Here is a 25,530-nt window from a genome sequence, read left to right on the forward strand (position 1 = left end):
CGCAAGGCCCCATGCTAGAGACCATTCTTTCGGTGCTGGACGAAGGCTGGGGCTGGACGCTCCTGCGCGGCGCCGGCATGACGCTGCTGATTTCAGTGCTGGGCATGGCGCTCGGCATAGGCATCGGCATACTCGGCGCCAGCATCAAAACTTCAGGCCCCAGGCTTCTGGGCCTGGTGGTCAGCCTCTATACCACGCTGGTACGCAGCATTCCCGAACTGCTCATCATCTACCTGCTGTTCTTCGGGTCGGTGCAGGCCGCCTCCGATCTGGCGGACGCGCTGCGCTGGGAAGACGCCATGACAAGCTGGTTTCCTGCGTTGGTTGGCATACTGGCAATCGGATTGATTGCCGGCTCTTACGCGGTTGAAGTATTTCGTGGCGCGCTCAAAGCCATTCCTGCAGGGCAAATTGAAGCTGCACGCGCCATAGGCATGTCATCACGCCAGCGTCTGTTTCGTATCGTCATGCCGCAGATGTTCTGGTACGCCTTGCCGGGCACCAACAACGTTTGGCAGACCGCCTTGAAGGACACTGCCCTGATATCGCTGGTAGGTCTGGTAGAAATCATGCGTGCCGCCGTGCTGGGTGCAGCAGCAACCCGCGAGCCGCTGGCGCTATACCTGATGGCCGGCGCCCTGTATTTTGTGATTGGCGCTACCAGCCAGGGAATATTCGTGATGGCAGAACGGCGTTACGGACACGGCATGAGGAGTCATGCATGATGGACGCAGAACTGTTCCGGCACACCGTCACCAATCTCTTCCAGGGTTTCGGCCTTAGCATCTACATTGGCCTGAGCTCCATTTTTCTGGCTTCCGTGATCGGGCTGGGCCTGGCCATCATGCGCGGCAACCCCAACAGCATGGCTGCCCGGTTCTCCTTTGCGTACAGCACCTGTTTTCGTGGCACCCCTTTGCTGGTACAGCTGTTCGTCCTGTACTACGGCATTGGCACCATGGATTTCGTGCGCGAAAGCCCCGCCCTGTGGTGGCTATTCAGCGACGGAGGTCGATGCGCCATTCTGGCAATCGGCCTGAACAGCGGCGCCTATATCAGTGAAGTACTGCGTGGCGGATTTCAGGCGGTCCCCAAAGGCCAGATCGAAGCCGCCCAAGCCTGTGGCATGTCGGCCCTGATGCGCTTCAGGCGTATCGTGTTTCCGCTGGCTATCCGTCAGGCCCTGCCTGCCTACAGCAACGAGATTGTATTGGCCATCAAGGGCACCAGCCTGGCATCCACTATCGCTGTCATGGAGCTCACAGGGCATGCCAAGCGGCTGATGAACCAGAACTACGCGATTATCGAAACCTTTGTGCTGGCCGGCGCACTGTATTTGATGATCAACTTCTTCCTGCTGGCCTGCCTGCACATGGTGGAGCGCAGGCTAAAGCACTAAGCATCCGGCCGGCAGGCTGAAAGCGATCGCTGACTTTCGAATCGCCGCGGCTGCCCGCTGACAGGATCCGTAAATTCAATGCTGCGTGCCAGCAGCTGCAAGGGGCGACTGAAATCGTCGTCCTGGGCATAGGGCAACAACACCGGATAGAAACCATCGTTTTGTATGGGCAGGCCCAGTGCACTCATGTGCACACGCAGCTGATGCTTGCGGCCCGTATGTGGATGCAGGCGGTAACGCCCCACCTCGTTGTCAGCCTCGATCAGTTCGATGCGGGTCTCGCTGTTGGGTTCGCCCGGCACTTCCAGCATGGTGAAGTGCCCGGTTCGCTGTTCCATGCGGCTGCGATGCACCAGCGGAAATGCCAGATCGGCTCGCACACCCGCCAAGGCTTCATATTCCTTGTGTACCGCGCGAGTCTGAAACAGCGTCTGGTAGGCGCCACGGCTTGCCGGATGAGCACAGAATACCAACACCCCTGCCGTGTCCCGATCCAGTCTGTGTATGGGGCTGAGTTCAGGCAAGTTCAACGACTGGCGCAGCCGGACCAATGCAGTTTCTTTCAGGTAACGTCCGCCGGGTATGCTGGCCAGGAAATGAGGCTTGTCGACGACAACCAGATAATCATCCCGAAACAATACCGGCAGCCCGGAAGGCAGACGGACTTCTTCAGGTACTTCGCGGTAATACCACAACCAGCCCAAGGCCTGGTACTTGCTTTCAGACGTTTGGGCCACCCCGGCTTCATCAACGATATCACCGCGAGCCAGGCGCTCGAGCAGGACATCGCGGGGAATATGCGGAAAGCGCTCGAACAGGAATTCGCGCAGCAGCGACCATGGTCCTGGCGGCAGATACACCCGGCTGGGCGCCACACCATCGCGCGTCGGCAAGGGCGCGCCACGAACGAACTCAAGACGCCGCGACTGCTTCATGGGCACTGCCCCATGCACAGCAAACGCTCAGGCTGCCCAGTCAAGCACGACCTTGCCACTTTGACCCGACAACATCGCATCGAAACCCTCACGGTACTGGTCCACTGGATAGCGATGAGTAATGATGGGTGAAAGATCCAGCCCGCTTTGCAGCATCGCAACCATTTTGTACCAGGTCTCGAACATTTCGCGACCGTATATGCCCTTGAGTTCAAGGCCCTTGAAAATCACCTGATTCCAGTCTATGCCCACGCCCGACGGCAGCAAACCCAGCATGGCAATCTTGCCGCCATGATTCATCTGCTCGAGCATGCTGGTAAAAGCACTGGGTACACCAGACATTTCCATGCCGACATCAAACCCTTCAGCCATACCCAGCTCATCCATGACTTCACGCAGCGACTCACGCGACACATTCACGGTGCGGCTGGCTCCCATTCTGGCAGCAAGCTCAAGGCGATAATCATTGACGTCGGTGATCACCACGTTGCGCGCTCCCACGTGACGCGCAATCGCCGCCGCCATGGCGCCTATAGGCCCGGCGCCGGTAATCAGCACATCTTCGCCCACCAGATTGAAGGCCAGCGCGGTATGGGTGGCATTGCCGAAAGGATCGAAAATGGCCGCAAGCTCGTCTGGCACATCTTCGGGAATCTTGAAGGCGTTGAAAGCCGGAATGGCCAGATACTCGGCAAAGGAACCAGGCCGGTTCACGCCCACACCCAGCGTATTGCGGCACAAATGTCGTCGCCCCGCGCGGCAGTTACGGCAAAAGCCACAAGTAATATGCCCTTCTCCGGACACGCGGTCGCCAATCTTGAAACCGCTGACCTCTTGTCCGATTTCAACGATCTCACCGACGTATTCGTGGCCCACATGCATGGGGACAGGGATGGTTTTCTGCGCCCAGTCATCCCATTTCCAGATATGGATATCGGTTCCGCAAATGGCCGTTTTCCTGATCTTGATCAGGACATCGTTATGACCGACCACGGGCCGCTCGACATCGGTAAGGGTAAGGCCTTCAGCAGGCTCAAGTTTGGCTAGGGCGCGCATGGCGGATTCCTGGAATGTGAAGGCTCTATTATAAATCCGCGATCAGATGGCAGATGGTAACGTTAGGCTCGCCTCAGAGCCAGGCTGACTGCAGCGTTGGGCTAGCTTCAGCGCTACGTGGTTGGTATAGTGGGGGTCGAAAAAGATCGTTGCGGAACAGATGCCGGTTTTCTTATGGTGGTGGCGCTCGCCGCTGCCTCAAACTTTTTCTCTGCCCCTCCATACCAACCACGTAGCCACTTATGTAGTCCGCCATCACTGCAATTTCCGTAACGCTGCACCGAGCACGAAACTGCGCTGTTCACGATGCCACATTTCAAACCTGCTCTTAAAAGGCCATCGTGGCAGGTGCTGTGCAGGCGCCTTGCGCAAGCCGGGCTGGTCGTTTGAATCGGAGATTCAAGGTCGCGGTCGTTCAAGCCCGGCGCTTATGGACAGCCGGGGGCTGTCCATTCGGGCGCGTTCCGCGACCGCTCCGATTTAAACGGCCAGACCGGGTAGCCCCTGGCTACGCCAGGGGCCGCAGCGCGTGAAGCCGGAACAGTGCCTGTCACGATGACCTTCTTAAGAACACGATGAAATGAAGCCCAATGAAGCTCAGACTATCACCCCCAGCCGCCGCCCCACCTTCTCGAACGCCGCGACGGCCTGATCAATCTGCTCTGAAGTATGTCCAGCACTCATCTGCGTGCGTATCCGCGCCAGTCCCTTGGGCACCACCGGATACGAAAAACCAATGACATAGACGCCCTCGGCCAGCAAAGCCTCAGCCGTATCGGCCGCCAGCCGGGCATCGCCAAACATTACTGGAATGATAGGATGCTCTCCCGGCACCAGCTCAAAACCCAGTGCCGCCATCGCTGCCCGGAATCGCTGTCCATTGGCATGCACCTGCTTTCTTAATGCCCGCCCCTCATCACTGGCGAGCAGCTCAAGGACCCGCAGCGAGGCCGACACAATTGCAGGTGCAAGGGTATTCGAAAACAGATAAGGGCGGGAACGCTGACGCAGTAGCTCGACCACCTTGGCATGGGCTGCCACATACCCGCCGGAGGCGCCACCCAGCGCCTTGCCCAAGGTGCCGGTCAATATATGTACCCGCCCTTCCACGCCACAATATTCCGGCGTGCCGCGACCATTTTCACCAATAAAACCCACCGCATGCGAATCATCGACCATCACTATGGCGTCGAATTCATCGGCCAGATCACAAATGGATTTCAGGTCGGCAATAATGCCGTCCATGGAAAATACGCCGTCGGTGGCAATCAGCTTGTAACGTGCCCCGGCGGCATCGGCCGCCTGAAGTTGTGCACGCAGGTCGGCCATATCATTGTTCTTGTAGCGATAACGCTTCGCCTTGCACAGGCGCACGCCGTCAATAATGCTGGCGTGGTTCAGTTCATCGCTGATGACCGCATCCTGTTCGCCAAGCAACACCTCGAACAGGCCGCCGTTGGCATCAAAACAGCTGGAATACAAGATGGCGTCGTCCATCTTTAGAAAGCGGGCAAGCCTCTGCTCCAGTTCCTTGTGCCCGGTTTGCGTTCCGCAAATAAAGCGCACCGAGGCCAGCCCGAACCCCGCACTATCCAGCCCCTGCCTGGCCGCTGCAATCAAGCGCTCATCATTGGCCAGGCCCAGATAATTATTCGCACAGAAATTCAGTACCTGGCTGCCATCGACCAGCCGGACCTGAGCCGACTGCTGCCCCGTCATGACACGTTCTGGCTTGTAAAAGCCATCGTTACGCAACTGCGCGATCTGTGCGCCTACATGCTCAATAAATTTGCTCTGCATCGTGTACCTGCCTCAAAAATCCATCGTCAAAAGATCAACGTTGAAACCACACTATACTGCGGCCAAAAAAAAGCCAGCCCACATGGGACTGGCCTTCAATGCATACCGGTGATTTTTATGCGGCTACCGGCTGCGGCGTACCTTCACGCCGCAGCCTGACCTCTTGCTTGAACCAGACCAGCGCAAGTATCAGCAAGGCCGGCACATAGAACCAGAACTCGGAAGGACGGTTCGGATTGGGCACCTTCACTTCGGCGATATCCCAGCCCTGCTCCCATCCTGCGCGCCTGGCCTGGCTGCCGAAGCGGACTGCCGCAACTTGCACGTGATCTCCCAAGGCCATGACCGTCACACCCGCTGCAGACAAACGCGCCATGCCGGCGGCATCACCGGTTGCCTGGCTGTTCTCGGGCAGTGCCGCCAAAGGCACCGCCACCGTCTTCTGTTTGTCGTCGCCTTCCAGACTCATGCCCTTGATCTGCACGACCAGGCGCCCCTTGGGAGGCATTTCGGCCGCAACCTTGAGCAACTCGGCAGCCGGCCGCACTTCATATTTGGGCGCCACGTAATTCATGAAGAAGTCAGGACGGAACAACATGAAGGTAACCAGCAACAGCAGCACGACTTCCAGCCAGGTCGCCCTGGCACGCATCCATTTCATGGTCGCCGCGGCGAATGTAAGGGAAGCCAGTATGGCCCCGCCCACCACCAGCAAGAGTTCACCCGTACCCTCGATATCGATCAGCAGCAGCAAGGGATTGAAGATGAACATGAAGGGCAATACGGCGGTACGCATGGCATAGGTCACGCCCTGAATACCCGTCTTGATGGGATCTTCGCCGGAAATCGCCGCCGCGGCAAAGGTGGCCAACCCCACTGGCGGCGTAATGTCGGCCATGATGCCGTAATAAAACACGAACATATGCACGGCAATCAGCGGAATCACCAGGCCGCTTTGCGCCCCCAGTTCAACCACCACGGGCGCCATCAGCGTTGCCATCAGGATGTAGTTGGCTGTCGTGGGCATGCCCAAACCCAGCACCAGACATACTGCTGCCGTGAACAACAGCATCAGCAACACATTGCCCATGGAAACCAGCTCGACGAATGCCGTCATGCGCAGGCCCAGGCCTGTCAGGGTAATGGCCCCGACAATCAGGCCGGCCGTGCCGCAAGCGATGGCAATGCCTATCATGTTGCGGGCGCCTTCCTGCAGACCGGTAATGGTTTCAGATACGCCGACCTTGGCTGCGGGAGCCACCGACTGCTTGCGGAACCAGGCGATCAGGGGCCGCTGGGTAAGCATCTGCAACACCATGGACACGACTGCCCAGAAGGCGGACAGGCCTGCCGAAAACTGCTCGACGGTCAGGCACCACACCAGAATCCCTATGGGAATCAGGAAGTACAAACCCGAGCGTACCGTGGGCCAGGATTCGGGCCTGACGGGGTTGGTAATGCTTATTTCAGTGGGCAAGTCGGGGTGCCTGGCCGAAATGCGCAGCAGCCACAAATACAGGGCGATCAGGATTACAACCAATATGGGCGTGGCGGCGTCACCCGCAACAGCCTGCACTCCTATGCCTATCCAGTACACCAGCGCCATCACAATCAGGCTGCCGGCGATACCCATGCCCCAGCCGGCCAGCTTCTGCATGAAAGTACGAGGCTGGCCTGCAGACATCATGGGCTGTATGCCCAGTTTCAGGGCTTCCAGGTGAACGATGTAGAACAGCGCAATATACGAAATGCTGGCGGGCAGCAGTGCGTGACGCAAAATGTCGGTATAGGGTATGCCTACATACTCAATCATGAGGAAGGCTGCAGCACCCATGACCGGCGGCATGATCTGCCCGTTCACGGACGACGCCGTTTCAATGGCGCCGGCACGTATGCCGCCATAGCCGGCCTTTTTCATCAGCGGAATGGTGAAAATCCCGCCAGTGACCACGTTTGCCACCGACGATGCCGACACAATGCCATTAACGGCAGACGAAGCCACCGCCACCTTAGCTGGGCCGCCGCGCAGGTGTCCGAGCAACGCAAAAGAAACCTGCATCATGTAGTTGCCGGCGCCACAGCGGTCAAGCAGCGAACCCAGCAACACAAAAATGAATATATAAGATACTGAAACGCCCAGCGCGACACCGTAGACGCCTTCGGTCGTCAGCCACATGTGCGAGACCAGACGTTCGATGGATGCGCCGCGATGCGCCAGCGCATCGGGTAGCCATGGGCCCAGGAAAACATAGGACACGAATACCGCGCCCAATATCGCCATGGGTGCTCCCAAGGCACGGCGTGTCACTTCCAGCAGCAGGACCAGGCCGACGGCTGCCACGGTGACATCCATGACGGTCGGGATGCCGGGACGAGTAGCCAGTTCTTTATAGAACAGGAACAGATAGGCGCCACAAAAACCGGCGACGATCGCCAGCACCCAGTCAATGAGGGGCATTTTGTCGCGCGGCGAGCTTTTTCTGGCAGGATAGGCCAGATATCCCAGAAACATTGCTATACCCAGGTGCAGGGCGCGCGCTTCAGTGTCGTTGAAAATCCCGAAGTTAAGGGCAAACGGCAAAGGCGAAGCGTACCAAAGCTGGAACAGTGACCAGGCAATGGCGCCGCAAAAAAGAACTGCACCAGTGATTCCGCCTACATTGCGGCCACCGCGATCGACGTCGGCGACTAATTGTTCCAGCTGTGCATTACTCTGCTGATCAGCGGCAGATGGCGATGAAGAGGTGCTCATATTGATTTACCATGGTAATTCTTTCGGGTGTATCCGGCAGGAAATGAGCGCCTGCCGGACTGTACTGCAAGACTGGTGGCCGCAGGCCGCCAAATACTGCCCAATAAACAGAAAGGCGTGCTGAAACGCACGCTCTTTCTTTTATCTACTTATATAGATGGTGCTCGCGGGTATATTACAGCAAGCCTTTTTCCTTGAAGTATTTCTCGGCACCAGGGTGCAAAGGAGCGGACAAACCGTTCTTGACCATGTCCTTGGCTTCCAGATGACCAAAGGCGGGATGCAGCTTCTTGAAATCATCGAAGTTTTCAAATACAGCCTTGACGATCAGGTAGACGGTTTCCTCGGGCACGTCGATCGACGACACGAAAGTGGCCAGCACACCATAGGTGTTGGTTTCCTGAGGATTGTTGGGATACAGACCGGCAGGGATCGTTGCCTTGGCATAGTAGGGATAATCGGCGACCAGCTTGTCAACCACGGGACCTGTAAGCGACATCAGTTGCGCGCCGCAAGTGGTGGTCGGGTCCTGAATGTTGGCCGAGGGGTGGCCCACACCGTACATAAAGCCGTCGATTTTGCCATCACACAGGGCGGGACCGTGTTCATCAGGACGCAGCTCGGATGCCAGCGAGAAGTAGCTCAGGTCTTTGCCGCTGGCCTTCAGGAATTGCTCCATGGAAGCGCGTGTGCCCGAACCCGGATTACCTACGTTGAAGCGCTTGCCTTCCAGGTCGTCGAACGACTTGATATTGGCCTCTTTGCGTACAACGTACGTGAAAGGCTCGGGATGCAGCGAGAATACCGAGCGCAACTTCTTGAATTCGCCTGCGTCCTTGAACTGGCCTTCGCCGTTATAGGCATTGAAGCCCACGTCGGATTGCACCACGCCCAGATCCAGTTCACCAGCCTTGATGGTGTTGATGTTGAATACCGATCCACCAGTGGATTCCACGGAGCACCGCACGCCATGGTCGGCGCGATCTTTGTTCACCAGGCGGCAAATAGCGCCACCGGCAGCATAGTAAACACCGGTAACCCCACCTGTGCCAATGCTGACAAACTTTTGTTGTGCAGCGGCAGGCAGCGGCGATGCCAGTGCGGCAAACATAGCGGCTGCACCGGCAGTCATGGCCAGGCGCTTGCTGACGGCGGAATTAAATAGTTTTCGCATAAGTGTTCTCCTTGGGTTCCCCCGAATGACTATTCCCGGACTTTTGATCCGGTGTGATGCGCAAGCATGCGCAAATGTTCCGCATGCAAAGGCAATCGGCCATTGTATAAAAACGGCTTTGTCGAAAACAAATAATTACATTAGGGTTTGTACCTAAGCCTGGCAGCCACCCTGATTTACATCATTTCGGACGCAAATACTTGAAGGTACCAACGGCTGTCGCCAGCAGCACGGTGTCGTCCATCCAGACCTCTGCACGCGAAAAATAGACTGTGCGCCCCTTGCGCACCGTATAGCCCTTGGCTATCAGGGTGCCGCCGTCGCTGCTGTCGAGGAAGTTGGTGGTCAGCGATAAGGTCAGGCTGCGCGGCGCCGGAGCGCCCTCGGGAGCGTACAGGCCACAATAGCCTGCCACAGAGTCCAGCAGGCTGCATATCACGCCACCGTGGACCCGGCCGGTACGATTGCCTAATTTTTCAGAGACGGGCAAATGCATTTCTGCATATCCGTCGGACCAGTGCTTGAGCTCGATGCCCATCCACTCAAGGTACGGATTATTGAGGGGAAGCGATTCACTGTTATTCAAAATATTGCACCAAAAATATCAAAGTTAAATTGTTCGAACCAGTGCGAAGCCGGACGTCCGACATGGCATGGCATTACCGGCTGCATTCCGGGTCGGGACGCGTTGCAGTGCCGTCCCCGACGATCAGCTCCAGTCTTTCATTCTCAAAGTCGGCGTGCAGGGGTTCCAGCGCGGGCATGCTCTTGTTCGCCCTGGACGACAGCTCATTGAACCGTGACGCTTTGCCATACAGGCCCTGTTGCCCGGCCACCGCGGTAACGGTCTCATTGTAGTGACGACTGACCGTGTCGAGCGTGCCGCCCAGCTTCTTCAGGCGCTCGGCCACCACCACGACCTGGTTGTATAGCTCACCTGCACGCGCACTGAGCTCGTGCGCCTGCTCGTTGCCACGTGCAATCATCCACAAATTGGCCACCGTTTTCAGTATCGGCATCAGGGTCGTGTGCGAGACGATGATGACATTACGCTGGTAACCGTAGTTGAAGAGTTCCTTGTTATGTTGCAACGCGGCGATATAGGCGGACTCGATTGGCATGAACATCAGGACGAAGCTGGGGCTGCGCATGCCAGTCAAATTGCTGTAGTCTTTCTTTGCCAGATCATCGATGTGGTTGCGGACCGCCTTTACGTGCGCATCCAGCGCCAGCAGTCGTTCGGGTTCTGTGTCGGCAGCCACCGACCGATCGTAGTCGATCAGCGACACTTTGCTGTCAATGACCAGATGCTTTTGATCCGGCAGCTTCACTACGAAGTCGGGTTGGCGGTCGTTGCCCTGCCCATCTTTGAATCTGGGCTGAGACTGATAATGATCACCTTTAAACAGCCCGGCCAATTCCAAAGTGCGCTCCAGCTGCATCTCACCCCAGTTGCCGGTGGTTTTCTTATCGCCCTTCAGGGCCGTGGCAAGGGTATTGGCTTCGGCGCTCATCTTCAGGCCCACTTCAAGCACCCGCCTGATTTCCGCACCCAACGAGACGTGCTCGCGCACGGACTCATCATGCACTTGATTGACGCGTTGCTGAAACTGCTCGATCTGCTCGCGAAAGGGCCGAAGCATGGCATCCAGCGAGCTCTGGCTGTTCTGGGCGAAGGCTTTGCCTTTTTCTTCGAGAATTTGATTGGCCAGATTCTGAAACTCATGCCTGAGTTGCAAACGGGACTGCTCAAAGTCTTCTTTCATCTGCCGCACGCCGGCCAGTTTCTCGGTGTGAACCGTGCGCAGCTCGACCAGATCGTTTTCCAGCGCAGACGCCGTACGCATAAGGCTCTGCAGCTCGGCCTCTTTGTGGGTCAATGCCGTGCGGCCTTCTTCCAACCGCTCCTGCAGGCCCTGCACGGTAGCTTGCCGCTCTGCCCGTACGGCGGCAAGGCCAGAGCGGAAAAACAGACCGCTGAAAATCACCCCCACCAGCACGCCCGCCAGCACAAGCAACACTTCCGTCGAGTCTATGGAATAAGCAATCATCAATAACCTGAATTTAGGGAACTACCCCTTTTTTACACCGAAGCAGTTCTCCAGTGAGGGGAAGCTGCCATCCTTGACCTCGGAAGCGTATTGCTGCGCAGCGGTTCGTATAAGCGCCCCCACGTCGGCAAACTGCCTGGCAAACTTGGGAATACGGGCGCCGCTCAGGCCCAGAATATCTTCGGTCACAAGGATCTGGCCGTCGCAAGCCGGGGAAGCTCCTATGCCGATGGTAGGCACAGCCAACGCTTCGGTAATGCGACGCCCCAAGGCCTCGGCAACCCCTTCCAGCACCACGCCAAACGCGCCCGCCGCTTCGTGCGCGAGCGCATCCTGCAGGATGCGCTCTGCGGATTCGTCGGTCATGCCTTGAGCCTTGAATCCACCCATGGTGTTTACATATTGCGGCATCAGCCCCACATGCGCCAGCACCGGAATTCCCCGGTCTACCAGAAACCTGACCGTGTCAGCCAAAACGGCCCCGCCTTCCAGCTTCACACCATCGGCACCGCTGAGCGCCAGCATTTTTGCTGCATTCGCAAATGCCTGCTGCGGCGACTCCTGGTAACTGCCGAAAGGCATGTCGACAATGACGCATACGTGGCTGGTCGAACGCACCACAGCGGCGGCATGAGCAGCCAGCTGATCAACGGTGATCGACAAGGTATCGGGCATGGCATAGCCCACCATGGCCGTGGAATCACCAACCAGGATCATATCGAGGACATCGTCGAGCAGGCGCGCAAAAGGTGCCGTGTAGGCAGTCAGGGCTGCAATTTTCTGCTGACCTTTGTACTGCATCAGTTGAGGTACGCTGATACGTTTTGCCTGGCTGTGCACGCTCATTTTGCTCTCCTGGAAGTCACAACTTATGGTCTGCAGCAGCTAACAAATTGAAAGTTTTCTGCGCCGCAACAACCGTATAATGAGTCAGATTAGACAAAAGAACAAATCCGGGCCACAACCCGGTTCTAATGGGTTCTAATGTTTACTCATCGCGGAGGGCACACATGTCTGGCAATCAGAACACCATCTCTTTCCACGACGGCAAATCGGCACCCCAGACAGGGCTGGGTGTATGGCAGGTAGAAGATGACATTGCCGCATCCGTAGTTACTACCGCCCTTGAAATAGGTTACCGCTCCATCGACACCGCTGCCATTTATGGCAACGAACCGGGTGTGGGCAAAGGCATAGCCCAGTCTGGCATTGCCCGGGACGAGCTTTTCATCACGACCAAGTTATGGAATGATCGGCATGGCCACGATCTGAGCAAGGCTGCCTTGAATGAAAGCCTGGAAAAACTGGGACTCGACTACGTCGACCTGTACCTGATTCACTGGCCCGCCCCTGCACAGGGGTTGTTCGTGCAGGCGTGGGAAGGTCTCATCCAGCTGCGCGACGAAGGGCTCGCCAAATCCATAGGGGTCAGCAATTTCACCATCGATCACCTGCAGCGGTTGCTTGATGAAACCGGCGTGCTCCCGGTCGTCAATCAAATCGAGCTGCACCCCAACTTCCAGCAGCAGGCCTTGCGTGAATTTCACGCCGAGCATGACATAGTCACCGAAGCATGGAGCCCACTCGGTCACGGACAACTCTTCCAGGACCCCACCCTGGCCGGCATTGCGCACAAACACGGCTGCACCGTGGCACAGGTCATGCTGCGCTGGCACATTCAATCAGGCCATATGGTCATCCCGAAATCCGTGCACGCAGACCGGCTTGCCGAAAACTTTCGCATTCTTGAGCAGCCGCTTGATGCCGACGATATGGCGACCATCGCCTCGCTGGACCAGGCCGACGGCCGCTCAGGCCCCGACCCTGAAACCTTCTTCCTGTTGAAATAAGCCTGCAGCCTCAGGCCGCCCTGCGCGCTCCGGCGCTCAGGAATGCGGCCAGACCCGGTGCGCAGGCGAATACCAGACACAGCGCGGCGGCGGCCTGCTGCGCCCCCTGCATCCCCCCGGGCTGTGTAAATCCGGCTGCATTGGTAACCATGCCGGCCAGAGCGGCGCCCATTGCCATAGCATAAAGCTGCAGTGTGGTAATGGCTGCCGAAGCAATATTTTCCTGCCCCTTGGGTGCTGCCTTGAATACACGCGTCAGCAAATTTGGCCAGCACAGACCTACCCCCACTCCCACCCCTACCAGGGGAATCATCAGCCAATTGACGGTCTGACTACCGTCCTGCGAAAGCCCGCTCAAGGGCAGCAGAACACCCAGCGAAGCCAGGGATATGCACGACAGGAGAGGCCCGGTCTGAATCAGCCGATTGGCAATGGCTGGCGAACGCCCGGAACTGATGAACGACCCCAGAGTCCAGCCAGCCGACATCAGGGCCGTCCAGTAACCCGCAACCAGAGGACTTTTGTCATGTACGACCTGAAGAAAGTAGGGAATATAGATTTCGGTCGTCACTCCTATGCTGAGCAAGCAGATACAGGCGTACAGGCTGCCAAGCACCGTGCGGGGCGAATAGGAACCTGTTGGAAAGAGCCGGATGCTGGCGTGGCGGTCTGCACGTCCGATCAGGACAGTCATGAGCAGGCCTGCGACGATTCCCGCTACATTCCAGGCCCAGTGCTGCGAAAGACTGGCCAGCGATACCAGTAGTACTGAAGAGGCCAATAAAGTAATCTTGCCCGCCGGCGCCTGAACCCGTTTGGTGCTGCTGCCGGCTGATGGCTGAATTTGCGTATGGACCAGCAGGGCCAGCAAGCCCGCGATCGGCAGGATGGCCCAGAATGCCAGGCGCCAATGCCCGGTCTGGGCAAAAATACCGCCTATTGCAGGCCCCATCAATGTCGCCACGCCCCACATGCTGGACACCAGCACCATTGCACGCGACCACAATCGCTCATCGAACACCATGCGCACGGCCGAATAGCTCATGCTCAAGAGCAGTCCGCCGCCCAGACCCTGCACCGTACGACCAAGCAGCAACGCGAGCATGCTGGGCGACATGGCGCACACCGATGTACCCAGTATGAACACAACAATCGCCGACAAAAACGCGTGCCTCAGCCCGAGCCTGTCGATCAGTTTGGGAGAAAGTGCCGAGCCCAGAATCGAGGCCACGACAAACAAGGTGGTGTTCCAGGCATAGTATTCCAGCCCGCCTATATCGCTCACGACAGACGGCAGAATAGTCGTCGCAATATAGACATTGACGGCGTGCACCGCCACCCCGCCGGCCAACGCCAGCGATCGCAGACCATTACGGCCCCTTAATAGCTCAGACCATGAACCGGTATGTTTGTCGCGCATAAACTCGCCGTTGCCTGTTGCCCCGCCGGAAAGCCGGCTCTGCAGACACAACGCGCCTGTATTAATAATGTGGCGGTTTCTCGTGCGCGTATGCGCCTGCCTCGCCGCCGTCGGATCCGGCCTCCTGCAGGCGCTTGACCAACGCTGTACACAATGCGCGCAACTCATCCATCTGCTTTTGCTGTTGATACAGCTGATCGCTCAGGCTCTGGACCATGTCCTCCTGGGCGGTCAGCTTGATTTCAATATCAACCAGACGTTGTTCAATATTCACGCTTTACCTGTGTACGAAACATCAAAAGGGCATTTTAGCGAGTTCCATCCTTGAGCGTGTTTGCTATCCCTAGGCCAGCAGGCTGCGCAGCACGTACTGCATGATGCCGCCGTGACGATAATAAGCGGCTTCGCTGGGCGTATCGATACGGACCAGGGCTTCAAACTCGACATCGCCTGCCTTGACCTTCACGGCCTTGGGTATGGCGCCCGAGTTCAGTTCGGTAACCCCGGTGATATCAAACACTTCGGTACCGGTCAGGCCCAACGATTCGGTCGTCTGGCCGTCGGGGTACTGCAAAGGCAAAACGCCCATGCCCAGCAGGTTGGATCGGTGGATGCGCTCGTAAGATTCGGCGATGACGGCCCTGACGCCAAGCAAGACAGTGCCCTTGGCAGCCCAGTCACGCGACGATCCCGATCCGTATTCCTTACCGGCCAGGATCACCAGCGGTATGCCCGCAGCGATATATGCCGTTGAGGCATCGAAGATGGTCGAGACGGGTGCATCGGGCTGGGTAAAGTCGCGCGTGTAGCCACCTTCCGTGCCCGGTGCCAGTTGGTTGCGCAAGCGGACATTGGCAAACGTGCCGCGTATCATGACTTCATGGTTGCCGCGGCGCGAGCCGTAGGAATTGAAATCGGCAGGCGCAACGCCGTGTGACGTCAGGTAGGTGGCAGCCGGGGAGTCTTTCGCGATGGATCCCGCCGGACTGATATGGTCGGTGGTGACCGAATCGCCCAGCTTGGCCAGCACCCTGGCACCGGTGATGTCGGAGACCGGCTCAGGATTGCGCGGCATACCCTCGAAATAGGGCGGCTGGCGCACGTAGGTTGACTCGCCCTTCCAGTCAAAAATGGCTCCTTCGGGTGTGGGCAAATCGCGCCAGCGCTGGTCACCCGCAAAAACGTCGGCATAACCGCTGCGATACATTTCGGACGCAATGGATGATTCAACCACGGCTGCGACCTCGCTGGCCGATGGCCAGATGTCTTTCAGATAGACGTCTTTGCCGTCTTTGCCCGTTCCCAACGGATCATTGAACAGATCAATATCCATGGTGCCTGCCAGGGCGTAGGCCACGACCAAAGGCGGAGACATCAGGTAGTTCATCTTGACTTCGGGATGGATGCGGCCTTCGAAGTTGCGATTGCCCGACAGCACGGACACGGCTGTCAGATCCTGGCTGGTAACCGCCTGGCTGACTTCGGGAATCAGCGGCCCCGAATTGCCTATGCAGGTGGTACAGCCATAACCCACCAGGTTGAACCCAAGGGCCTCGAGATAGGGCGTGAGTCCGGCGCGATCGTAGTAATCAGTGACCACCCGGGATCCCGGAGCCAGACTGGTCTTGACCCAGGGCTTACGCTTAATACCCAGCTCGACTGCTTTCTTTGCAAGCAGGCCGGCGGCCATCATGACCGTAGGGTTGGAGGTATTGGTGCACGAGGTAATGGCAGCAATGACAACGGCGCCATGGTCAATCTGGCATTGGCCGCCATCAGCAAGGGTGATGGAAACAGCCTTGCGCGGAACAGACGATGAAGCAGCCGGCGCGTCTTCCGTATGATCGGTGGGCGCAGCCGATTCCTTTTTGGTGTCGTCATGAGACGGAGGATCGGATGCGGGAAAGGTTTGCTCGACTTCCTTGTCGTAGCCCTGCAGGGTTGCTTCCAGCATAGTGGACAGAGCTCCCCGGAAGGACTGCTGCGCATCGGTGAGTTCGATGCGATCCTGAGGCCGTTTTGGTCCGGCAATAGACGGTACGACCGTCGACAGATCGAGCTCGAGGCGCTCGGAAAAACGCGGTTCGGACTGCGTATCGTGCCACAAGCCTTGTGCCTTGGCATAAGCCTCGACCAGCGCGATCTGCTCGGGCGAACGTCCGGTGAGTTCCAGATAACTTAGCGTGACCTCGTCTATCGGAAATATGGAAATAGTGGAGCCGTACTCAGGGCTCATGTTGCCGATGGTGGCACGGTTGGCCAACGGCACAGCCGAGACGCCCGGACCATAAAACTCGACAAACTTGCCGACCGCGCCATGCTTGCGCAGCATCTCGGTGATGGTCAGCACCAGGTCAGTGGCTGTGGAGCCTTCGGGCAGGAACCCGGTCAGTTTGAAACCCACGACGCGTGGAATCAGCATGGATATCGGCTGGCCCAGCATGGCGGCTTCGGCTTCAATACCACCTACACCCCAGGCCACTACGCCCAGACCGTTGACCATGGGGGTATGCGAGTCTGTACCCACACAGGTGTCGGGGTAGGCCGTTGCAACGCCATCTTTTTCGTTCACGAACACCACGCGCGACAAATGCTCGAGATTGACCTGGTGAACAATGCCGGTTCCGGGAGGAACGACCTTAAAGTCGTCGAAGGCATTCTGGCCCCAGCGCAGGAACTGGTAACGCTCGAGGTTGCGCCCGTACTCAATGTCTACATTGCGCTCAAAGGCATCGTTTGTACCGAAGGCATCGACAATGACAGAGTGATCAATAACCAGCTCTACCGGCGCCAGCGGGTTGATTTTGCCGGCATCGCCGCCAAGCGTCTGCATGGCTTCACGCATGGCAGCCAGATCGACCACGGCCGGCACGCCAGTGAAATCCTGCAGCACAACCCGCGCCGGTGTAAACGCGATCTCGCGATCGGGCTGGGCATCGGGGTTCCAGTTTGCCAGCGCCTTGATGTCGTCAGCGGTGATGTCGCTGCCATTTTCAGTGCGCAGCAGATTTTCCAGCAGTATCTTCAGGCTGTACGGCAGGCTGGCCACATCGAGCCCGGCCTTTGCCAGCGCGTCGAGTCGATAGATATCGTAGGATTTCCCCCCTACCTGCAGTGAGCTTTTGGCATTAAAGGAATCGATACTGGCCATGATACTGATCTCCTGTAGCAGCTAGCCCCGGATCGGGGCGAATCTACCCACCTTAGCATGATCGGGCCTGTATATAAATATCAGCCCGGACCACCCCATGAGTCATATATGCGTCATAAATCCCTCGCAGGCATCGGTTAAACTAAGGGATTACCCTTAACTGGAACTACCATGACCTACGTCGTAACCGAGGCCTGCATACAGTGTAAATACACCGACTGCGTCACGGTCTGTCCCATGGACTGCTTTATGGAAGGCCCCAACTTCCTGGTCATCAATCCCGATGAATGCATAGATTGCTCGATCTGCGTCGCCGAGTGCCCCTTGGGTGCCATCGTAAGCGATCATGAAATTTCCGATGACCAGCGGCACTTCATAGACATCAATCGCCGGCTTTCGCAACACCCGTCGTGGAAACGCATCAGCAAGGTCCAGCCCCCTATGCCCGACCACGCGCACTGGGCCGCCGTCAAGGACAAGCTTGCCTTGCTGGAAACAGAGCCGGCCTGAATACGGAGCGCACTGACATTGATGCCCTGAGCCATAGGCTCAGGCTATCTCATTGATCAGAATAAACAACTTTTCTTTTCAAATGAGACTGATTATCATTTAGATATATCACCTTCAGGAAAACATCATGTTGTTGCTTGCCCAGAAAACCAGTCAGGTCGGTTTACATATGTCGGTTGCCTTTGGCATAACTTACGCATTCACCGGTTCGCTGGCGACCGGCGGACTGGCCGCGATCCTCGAACCCATCTGCAACGTCTTGCTTTTGCCTCTGCATGACAGGATGTGGGGCAAGCTTCGTCACACGAAATTGCAAGCGCAATAACCCATACTACCAGGCAGGGTTATGCAATTTTTCCAAAGCATCGAAGCTATATTACTTGCTTAACATCCCTTATTGATGCCGTCTGGTACGGCCGGTCTTTTTGTTGTGCATGGAGTTTCCCTGATGACCTATCCCGCCTTTTTTGACCTTGCGCCCAAAATCACCATGCAAGACCCGCTGGCTGCGCTGCTCGGCGCGGCAGACGAAGGCATTCTCGAGTACTCATACAGCGACGCCGTAAAACTGGCGGGGCATTCATGCCCCACCGTGGCCGGCGCCTATCTCATGACCCGCAACGCCCTGCGCAAGCTATATGGCGACGACCTGCCGCAGCGCGGCGGCATCAGGGTCGAATTTCGCGACGATGCAATTGATGGCGTCACGGGTGTGATTGCCAATGTTGTCGGTTTTATCACTGGTGCCACGGTCGATACGGGCTTCAAAGGGCTGGCAGGCAAGTACGACCGTCGTCAGCTCATGGCCTTCAATGCACCCATAGCCGGCGAAATTCGGTTTCAGCGGCTCGACACCCGGGCAAGCGTCACGGTTGATTTTCATGCCAGTGCCGTACCGCCCACGGCGACCCTTATACCCGCCTTGCAAGGCATACTGAAGGGTCAGACAAGCCTTGCCGAGCGGGCACGCTTCGCTCAAGACTGGCAAGAGCGCGTCAGGCAGATTTTTGAAAATGCCGATCACCCCGGATTGATAACCTACGCCTGAAACCAGGGGCAGGTTTTTCTGGCCGTCCGCGACGGCCAGCATCGTCAGGCGCGCCTGCGATCGGCGCTGGTGTTCAGATAAAAGTTGCGCTTGTTCTCGTACATGGCAAGATCCGCCTGACGCAGGGTATCTTCCAGGTGCTCGCCCTTGCTGCATGTCGTCATGCCCATTGACATACTCAGCGCCGGCCCGGTGTAGAACTGGTTGTTCAGCTCTATGAGCTTATGAATGTTTGCCTGCATTTCTTCGCCTGCCTTGGTATCGGCCCCCGACATCAAGACAACGAACTCGTCGCCTCCGATACGCGCCGCCTGGCAGTTTTTACCCAGAACCTTGGACAGCACCTCGCCGGCACGCCGCAGCAAAGAGTCGCCGACAATATGGCCGAACTCATCGTTAACGGTTTTCAGGTTGTTCAGGTCAAGGATAATGACCGTGGCCGGGAACAGCCCCTTGCGCTCCATGCGACTGATCTCGTCGACATAGAATGAGCGATTCTTCAGGCCGGTCAGGACATCGTGCTTGCCCAGATACTCGAGGTAGGACTCTGCCTTCTTGCGTGCGGTGATATCAGTGAAGGCAAGCAACACCATGCTCCAGTCATGCTCATGGCCAGGAAACATCGAGAACTGCAGGAGCACGTGCAGCTTCTTGCCATCCAGCGAATAGTTCACGACTTCGCCCTGCTGGAATAAGCGGCCTTCCCACAGATCTATCAGTTGCTGCTGGAAAGACTGGCGCATGTCGTCGCGAAAGATCTCGGGCAGGCGCTTGAGCAATTCATTTTTATCGCCTGCACCATATAAGAACAGGGTGTAGCGATTCACATCCAGCACACGGATTTCGGCCATGCAACGATCGACGAATTCCGGATGGACATCAACGAAAGTTCGAAAGTCAAAGATGCCTTGCTTGCGTATGTCGTCGAGCAGCCGCTTGATGCTGCTGAAGTCTTCGACCCACAACGACACCGGTGCCTGGGTGAACACACCCCGGGCATACTGTTCACTGGTCATCAGGCGGCGACGGGCGCTCTCGAGGTCGGTGATGTCGTCTATCGAGATCAGAACACGCTTCCAGTCTGATTCGTGACCGGGCAGAATCACACCCTTGAGCAGGATATCGAGCCGCCTGCCCTCGAGGGAATAATTGACTGTTTTACTTTGGAATGTTGTCTGGCCGTTCCACAGCTGCTCGAGCTCGTCGAGAAAGGCGTCGTATGTGTCGTCGCGCAGCACGTCACCCAGACGTCCGGCCAGCTCGTCGAACGTCGCGGCAGCATACAGCTTCAGGGTGCTTTGATTGACGCGCACCAGACGTATGCTGTTGGAACAGCTTGTAAGGTGTGCGGGATCCTGCATGACGAACTCACGCAGATCGGTTACACCCTGGGCACGCCAGCGCTCGAAAAGCTCATGAAGACGGCTATAGTCTTCCAGCCATAGCGCGGTAGGCGCCACATCGAATAAACCAGCAACATCGTTTGATTCCTGAGAATCACCGAAATGATCAGCAGACATGATAGGTTGGCAACCGGTGGTTCAGGACAATTCCGATTGCGCCCGCGCTATAGTCGCTTCTATCGGTATACTGCAGCACAAATACCTAATAGTAGAAAAGCATCAACGCAAATAACTGTCTTGAATATTGTTTTTACTTAAAGACATAATGTAATACAAAATCGCTCATAACATTAATCAATAACCATTACCCATGCAAGGTTACCGCTCAAGTGGCATGGGCCACTTGCGACCATACACTGCGAATATTTGATTGCATTTCACGAACCAAGACATGCTGGATGCTCCTGAATCCCCTCTTGTAACAGCAGACAGCGAACAGCATCTACATCGCTTTCCCGTCATTCTCATATCGTTTACGTTGATTTGGGTAGGCGTACTGACACCACTTGGAAACTACTGGCTGGCCACCCAGACACTCTCGTTCGGGCTGATTACTCCACATAACGCAATGCTCAGCCTTTTATGCGGCGGTGCATTGCTGACTGCCCGCAGCCGGCCACGCATCTCCCGCGGGCTGGCCGTCATTGCCCTGATCGCATCCCTGACGATGGCGCAAGAGTTCCTTGCACCACCAGGTAGCGGCTGGTTGCCTTCCTGGTACGAGGAAAGCGCCCGTATAAAAACCAAGGATTTTTTGATCCCTGCGATGCTGGCGGCAGCCATTTTCTGCAGCTCTCTGGGAAGCCTGGGCAGGCGCGTGGCGCGTGCCGTATCCGTACTGATCATTCTGTTCTGCCTTCATTATCTTTTCTTTCGACTGACAGGCGCCACAACAACCACCTACGAGCACACCAATAATACGGGCAACCTGGGCGCCCTGCTTGGCATATTGTCCGGCTGCGCAACCTTCGCCGCCAGCATGCATCCCGTGGCGCCGCGCATTTTTGCGTATCGCAATCTGTCGATGATCAGCGTTGTGGGCGCCTTTGTAGCGGTGTTCTCGTGGTATGCCCTTTCGGGCCAGAACAACATCACCAACTATCAGTATTCACACAATGTCGCCAACCGCATCCAGGAGAACCTGCATCGCGAGGTCAGCGATCAGATCGCCCTGATAGACCGCATGGCACACCGCTGGAGCATACTAGACACAATACCGTCGGAAACCGTGATCAACGAAGAGCTTTTCAGCTATCTGGATGATTACGAAATGCTTGAGCATGTATTCGTGATTGACCCAAACAAGCAAGTTCGATGGGCACCGGCAACACAAAATCAGGTTCCCGACTGGCTGAGCGATTATCTGCGTGATCCCGAGGTGGCCGCCTGGCTGGACAACCTGCATCTGTACGGACAAGCCAATATCAGGGCTATGGAAGGCGTCACGGCAGTCAGCCCACGCTCGCTCATTGCCGGTCCGATCACCAGCACAGCCATGAAAGGCTGGACCATCCTGGCTGTTCAGAACCTGGAGATGCTGGTCGCCAAAGTAGTGGGTCCCAGCCCTGGGAATATTCAGTTCCTCATCACTACCAATGGCCATACACTGTATGACGTTGTCAGCAACGAAGGACAACTGTTCCGTATCAGCGACTCGCCCGTATTGCTGCCCGGCAACATTTCCTGGGACATGTCATCGTGGTACGTGCAGCGCTGGGCCACGACCCAAACCCTGCTGCCTGACCTCATCCTGCTCATTTGCCTGGCCTTTACAGACGGCATGATCATTCTGCGCAAGCAGGCGCTGCAGCTACTCAATCGCTCGGAACAGTTGCGGTACAACGCGCTACACAAACTCCTTACCGGCCTGCCCAACAGGACGCACCTGGAAATCGAACTCTCCGAAACCTGCAGCGCACCAGACAATTATCCGATAAGACTCATTAGCTTCGAGCTTGATGGAATCAAGCTCATCAACGACACGTTAGGTCACACCGTAGGCGACCAGGTTGCGCAGCAGGCTGCGCGACGCATAGCGAATGAAGCAGGCCAGGCGCACTTCGTCGCCCAGATCGAAAGCAATGAATTTGTCGTGTTAATGCGCAATGCATCGCGCGGAGAGGCGCTGAATCTGACCAATCGCATCCTTGCCGCTTGTGCATCGCCCTGCGAATTCGAGAACATGGAACTGCGCCTGACAGCAAGTGCAGGCATTACCAGTCGCCATGTATTTACCGACACCCCCATGGATCTTCTGGGGGAGGCCGATCTTGCGTTGGGCTTTGCCAAGCGGGTGGCGCCCAGCTTCTGGCACGAATACACTGCAGAACTGGGTGTGGAAGTTGCTGAACGCCTGACCCTGCGCAACGAACTTCAGCAGGCGCTCGATAACAATGACCTCGATCTGCATTATCAGCCCCTGGTTGCCGGCCACACCGGGAAAATTGTCGGTATCGAAGCACTGGTGCGCTGGCGCCATGCCACCATGGGAAATATCCCGCCCGACAAATTCATTCCAATCGCAGAAAGCACCGGACAAATCACGCAACTGACAGCATGGGTAATTGACCGCGCCTGTCAGACCATCAGCGACCTGCACCAGCGCAAACTGACCGACTGCCACGTCGCCGTGAATATCTCGCCCCAGGTATTCGACCGGCATGACTTCATTGCCTTGATCACCTCCACCTTGTCGCGCCACAACCTGCCCGCCCGACGACTTCAGCTGGAAATCACCGAAGGCACCATGCTGAATGACCAGACCCATACAGCCGGCAGACTCCAGACCCTGAAAGAACTGGGCGTACATTCATCCATAGACGATTTCGGCACCGGCTACTCCAGCCTGGGCTATCTGAAGGCATTACCCATAGATAAGGTCAAGATAGACAAATCCTTTGCGCAAGGCATGACCACAGCAAGCAATGACGCCGCCGTCATCATCAAGACCATGATTGATCTCGCCCATCACTTGCAGCTTCAAGTCGTTGCAGAGGGTGTTGAAACCATAGAGCAGTATCAGTTCCTGCTCGAAAACGGCTGCGACCAGTTCCAGGGTTACCTTTTCTCCAGGCCGCTGCCCTTAAGCGAACTCGAGCGCCAGCTCGGCATAAGCAACTGCCTGTTACCCGGGCAAATCACCAGCACAAGCACATGAAACTGGCTGCCAATCTCACCCTGCTTTACCCTGGCCTGACGCTGCCCGAACGCATCCGCAGCGCAGCACAAGACGGCTTCACGGGTGTCGAGATCCTCTTTCCTTACGATATGCCAGCCAAGGAGCTTGCCCGACATCTGCAGGCCCACCAGCTTAAGCTGGCATTGATTAATACCCCGCCAGGAGCTAACGGTGAAAAAGGCCTGGCCTGCCTTCCGGGCGCGGAAACGCAATTTCTTGTCGGGTTGAAACAGGCACTGGATGTCTGCCAGGTTACAGCTTGCCGCAACATCCATGTAATGGCCGGCATGCCTCCCGCCGACGCGCATCCATCCGTTTGTCGCAGCACGCTTATCAGCAATCTGCGCAAGGCTGCAGCCCTGGCAAGCAGCGCGGGCATTACTCTGACTCTTGAAGCACTTAATCGCGACGACATGCCCGGGTATTTCTATTATTTGCCCGCACAGGTAGCAGACATCATCGCTGAGGTCGGATCACCCACCATTCGCCTGCAACTCGATTTCTATCATTGCCAACGCGAGCACCTGGATCTAAACCAGGAACTGTGCAACGCCTTGCCACTGATACATCACGTGCAATTCGCATCTGTGGTACAGCGGCGCGAGCCTGACCTGACCGATCCTGCTGTCTGCGCGGCCCTGCGCAGCTTGCAGTCTGCCGGCTACCAGGGATGGGTCGGTTGTGAATACCATCCGGAAGCCGACACCAGCACCGGCCTGGCATGGCGCAAATCGTATCAGGCCCTGCTTGAGCATCGGCTATAGGCCATACGCGCCGGCGGCCAGAAATCGTGGGGCAATGCAACATCGGCCTCGACATCCAGCGGCCCGGGTAGTTGCTCGGCAACGCACTCACGCAAAGCTACACACATGCGCTCCAGGGCGGCCAGTCCGGACGCGCCTTGGGTGACCTCATCCCACCATATACGGTGCACGGCGCGCACTCGTACGGGAAGCTGGCCCAAGCCCACGTACTGCGCCATCGCCAGTCGATGCAAACCACGATTGATCTTGAGAATGCGACCTTCACGGGAAATGGCCACACCAACATCGTCGCGTGTGCGGGATGCGACATATCCGCGCGACGCCATATCATCCAGGTAGCCAACATACACGTCGAGGTACGCCTTGATTTTTTCCGGCGCATCGAGCAGTATGCCCTGCCTTGGAGAAGACCATGGCTGGCCACGCTCTATACAGGCCATCAGTGTCTGAAAATGCTCGGCACGTTCAAGCTGATGACGATTTTTATCGATGTCTGTGATGAAACGGTAGCGCGTACCCACCCGCAGGTCATCGCGCCGCAAATCCCATGAGCCATCCCATATGAAGGCAAGGGACGAAGGCCGTTTTTGCCGCTTTTGCGGCATGAAGTCGACATTGCGTATCAGGGTACGCGGATCGATATGCAGTGTGAGGGGACGTTCACCCAGGAACGCTTCCAGGTTATGTCGCGGCAGACCCGCCCGCTCGATGTACTGCGCACCGGGCTTGCCTTGCAGCCAGCGCATCAGAAGCATGTTGCCTACAGGCAAGCCCAGACTGCGCTGCGCCCTGGCGCGCGTCCAGTTCGTAAAATGGGCAAGCCACACCTTGTGGCGTATCTTCGGCGAGCCGAACTGCAGCATTTCCGGATCGGCATCAGGCCCCTTGAATACTGAACCAGCATCAGAGGCGGCGACCGACTCACGATTTTTGGTATCCATGCATTTATGTTGCCAGTAATGCCAGATGGTTGCAATTACATGAAATACGGGGTTGGTAACAAATTACAAACCGCTTTTCGCACGACATTCCCCGCTTT

21 protein-coding genes are annotated in these 25,530 nt (G+C 57.0%); 8 read left to right on the top strand and 13 right to left on the bottom strand.

The window, feature by feature from the left end:
- Positions 1-11: 11 nt before the first annotated feature.
- Together LKR43_RS05525 and LKR43_RS05530 are read left to right on the top strand one after the other, a co-directional pair.
- Positions 12-725, top strand: a complete 714-nt coding sequence (locus LKR43_RS05525; protein WP_227682959.1) for an ABC transporter permease — start codon at positions 12-14, stop codon at positions 723-725.
- Positions 722-1,399, top strand: a complete 678-nt coding sequence (locus LKR43_RS05530; RefSeq protein WP_227682960.1) for an ABC transporter permease — start codon at positions 722-724, stop codon at positions 1,397-1,399. Before LKR43_RS05525 ends, LKR43_RS05530 begins: the two co-directional genes overlap by 4 nt.
- On the opposite strand, the gene LKR43_RS05535 is transcribed toward LKR43_RS05530, so the two are convergent.
- The 8 genes from LKR43_RS05535 to panB form a co-directional block, all read right to left on the bottom strand.
- Positions 1,396-2,334: a pseudouridine synthase gene (locus LKR43_RS05535; RefSeq protein WP_227682961.1), complete on the bottom strand. Its 939-nt coding sequence runs from the start codon at positions 2,332-2,334 to the stop codon at positions 1,396-1,398. The genes LKR43_RS05530 and LKR43_RS05535 overlap by 4 nt on opposite strands.
- 27 nt (positions 2,335-2,361) lie before the next feature.
- A complete protein-coding gene (gene tdh, locus LKR43_RS05540; protein ID WP_227682962.1) occupies positions 2,362-3,390 on the bottom strand; it encodes an L-threonine 3-dehydrogenase in 1,029 nt (342 codons plus the stop codon).
- A gap of 597 nt (positions 3,391-3,987) precedes the next feature.
- Entirely contained in the window at positions 3,988-5,190 is a 1,203-nt protein-coding gene (locus tag LKR43_RS05545; protein ID WP_227682963.1) for a glycine C-acetyltransferase, read from the bottom strand.
- A 115-nt stretch (positions 5,191-5,305) separates the two neighbouring features.
- The gene (locus tag LKR43_RS05550) at positions 5,306-7,942 is read right to left on the bottom strand and encodes a TRAP transporter fused permease subunit (RefSeq protein ID WP_227682964.1); all 2,637 of its coding nucleotides are present in this window, start codon (positions 7,940-7,942) and stop codon (positions 5,306-5,308) included.
- 175 nt (positions 7,943-8,117) lie between these two features.
- Complete coding sequence (locus tag LKR43_RS05555) at positions 8,118-9,074, bottom strand: TAXI family TRAP transporter solute-binding subunit (protein WP_227683317.1); 957 nt, start codon at positions 9,072-9,074, stop codon at positions 8,118-8,120.
- 223 nt (positions 9,075-9,297) lie between these two features.
- On the bottom strand, positions 9,298-9,702 hold the full coding sequence (locus LKR43_RS05560; RefSeq protein ID WP_227682965.1) for a PaaI family thioesterase: 405 nt from the start codon (positions 9,700-9,702) through the stop codon (positions 9,298-9,300).
- A gap of 73 nt (positions 9,703-9,775) precedes the next feature.
- Positions 9,776-11,167: a DNA recombination protein RmuC gene (gene rmuC / locus LKR43_RS05565; RefSeq protein WP_227682966.1), complete on the bottom strand. Its 1,392-nt coding sequence runs from the start codon at positions 11,165-11,167 to the stop codon at positions 9,776-9,778.
- A 21-nt stretch (positions 11,168-11,188) separates the two neighbouring features.
- On the bottom strand, positions 11,189-12,013 hold the full coding sequence (gene panB, locus LKR43_RS05570) for a 3-methyl-2-oxobutanoate hydroxymethyltransferase (protein WP_227682968.1): 825 nt from the start codon (positions 12,011-12,013) through the stop codon (positions 11,189-11,191).
- Positions 12,014-12,177: 164 nt separating this feature from the next.
- On the opposite strand from panB, the gene LKR43_RS05575 reads away from it, so the two are divergent.
- The gene (locus LKR43_RS05575) at positions 12,178-13,017 is read left to right on the top strand and encodes an aldo/keto reductase (RefSeq protein WP_227682969.1); all 840 of its coding nucleotides are present in this window, start codon (positions 12,178-12,180) and stop codon (positions 13,015-13,017) included.
- Positions 13,018-13,027: 10 nt separating this feature from the next.
- Here LKR43_RS05575 and LKR43_RS05580 read toward each other — a convergent pair whose 3' ends face one another.
- The 3 genes from LKR43_RS05580 to acnA all read right to left on the bottom strand — a co-directional run bounded on the left by LKR43_RS05580 (position 13,028) and on the right by acnA (position 17,588).
- Entirely contained in the window at positions 13,028-14,437 is a 1,410-nt protein-coding gene (locus LKR43_RS05580) for an MFS transporter (protein WP_227682970.1), read from the bottom strand.
- 61 nt (positions 14,438-14,498) lie between these two features.
- Positions 14,499-14,711: a SlyX family protein gene (locus LKR43_RS05585; protein ID WP_227682971.1), complete on the bottom strand. Its 213-nt coding sequence runs from the start codon at positions 14,709-14,711 to the stop codon at positions 14,499-14,501.
- A gap of 69 nt (positions 14,712-14,780) precedes the next feature.
- The gene (gene acnA / locus LKR43_RS05590) at positions 14,781-17,588 is read right to left on the bottom strand and encodes an aconitate hydratase AcnA (RefSeq protein WP_227682972.1); all 2,808 of its coding nucleotides are present in this window, start codon (positions 17,586-17,588) and stop codon (positions 14,781-14,783) included.
- A 171-nt stretch (positions 17,589-17,759) separates the two neighbouring features.
- Between acnA and fdxA the strand changes: the two genes are divergently transcribed.
- The 3 genes from fdxA (at position 17,760) to LKR43_RS05605 (ending at position 19,146) form a co-directional block, all read left to right on the top strand.
- Positions 17,760-18,098: a ferredoxin FdxA gene (gene fdxA, locus LKR43_RS05595; protein WP_227682973.1), complete on the top strand. Its 339-nt coding sequence runs from the start codon at positions 17,760-17,762 to the stop codon at positions 18,096-18,098.
- A gap of 127 nt (positions 18,099-18,225) precedes the next feature.
- Positions 18,226-18,423: a DUF2061 domain-containing protein gene (locus LKR43_RS05600; RefSeq protein WP_227682974.1), complete on the top strand. Its 198-nt coding sequence runs from the start codon at positions 18,226-18,228 to the stop codon at positions 18,421-18,423.
- A gap of 123 nt (positions 18,424-18,546) precedes the next feature.
- Entirely contained in the window at positions 18,547-19,146 is a 600-nt protein-coding gene (locus LKR43_RS05605; RefSeq protein WP_227682976.1) for a hypothetical protein, read from the top strand.
- A 44-nt stretch (positions 19,147-19,190) separates the two neighbouring features.
- On the opposite strand, the gene LKR43_RS05610 is transcribed toward LKR43_RS05605, so the two are convergent.
- Entirely contained in the window at positions 19,191-20,666 is a 1,476-nt protein-coding gene (locus LKR43_RS05610; RefSeq protein ID WP_227682977.1) for a sensor domain-containing diguanylate cyclase, read from the bottom strand.
- 274 nt (positions 20,667-20,940) lie between these two features.
- On the opposite strand from LKR43_RS05610, the gene LKR43_RS05615 reads away from it, so the two are divergent.
- Together LKR43_RS05615 and LKR43_RS05620 are read left to right on the top strand one after the other, a co-directional pair.
- Positions 20,941-23,706: a bifunctional diguanylate cyclase/phosphodiesterase gene (locus LKR43_RS05615; RefSeq protein ID WP_227682978.1), complete on the top strand. Its 2,766-nt coding sequence runs from the start codon at positions 20,941-20,943 to the stop codon at positions 23,704-23,706.
- Positions 23,703-24,491 (top strand): hydroxypyruvate isomerase family protein, encoded by a 789-nt coding sequence (locus LKR43_RS05620; protein WP_227682979.1) that lies wholly within the window; start codon positions 23,703-23,705, stop codon positions 24,489-24,491. Before LKR43_RS05615 ends, LKR43_RS05620 begins: the two co-directional genes overlap by 4 nt.
- Here the strand turns inward: LKR43_RS05620 and LKR43_RS05625 are convergent.
- Positions 24,464-25,432, bottom strand: coding sequence for a hypothetical protein (locus LKR43_RS05625; RefSeq protein WP_227682980.1), 969 nt, complete (start codon positions 25,430-25,432; stop codon positions 24,464-24,466). The genes LKR43_RS05620 and LKR43_RS05625 overlap by 28 nt on opposite strands.
- Positions 25,433-25,530 lie beyond the last annotated feature (98 nt).

The organism is Pusillimonas sp. MFBS29, assembly GCF_020687695.1.
Taxonomy (GTDB): Bacteria; Pseudomonadota; Gammaproteobacteria; order Burkholderiales; family Burkholderiaceae_B; genus Pusillimonas_C.